Annotated in this window: 1 protein-coding gene; it reads left to right on the forward strand. The window is 71.1% G+C overall.

Going from position 1 to position 325, the window contains the following annotated elements; translation table 11 throughout:
* Positions 1–325: glycoside hydrolase family 3 N-terminal domain-containing protein (locus tag OH705_RS26940; RefSeq protein WP_323873504.1), on the forward strand; the 325-nt coding region annotated here is incomplete at both ends.

The following is a 325-nucleotide window of genomic DNA, read 5'->3' on the forward strand; positions in this document are numbered from 1 at the left end:
GGTAAATGGCTGACCGCCGAAGACCGCCATCTGCTGCGCCAGCCCGACGTGGCCGGCCTCATCATCTTAGCCCGCAACAACGACAGCCCGCGCCAGGTGCGCGAGTTGTGCGCCTCGATCCGCGCCATCCGTCCCGAGCTGATCCTCGCCGTGGACCAGGAAGGCGGGCGAGTCCAGCGCCTGCGCCAGGGCTTCGTGCGCCTGCCGGCCCTGCGCGCCATCGCCGACAACGCCAATGCCGAATACCTGGCCGCGCAGGGCGGCTGGCTGATGGCCACCGCGGTGCTGGCGGTAGGCCTGGACCTGAGCTGTGCCCCGGTGCTGG

It is taken from the genome of Pseudomonas sp. BJa3 (assembly GCF_026343815.1).
Taxonomy (GTDB): domain Bacteria; phylum Pseudomonadota; class Gammaproteobacteria; order Pseudomonadales; family Pseudomonadaceae; genus Aquipseudomonas; species Aquipseudomonas soli.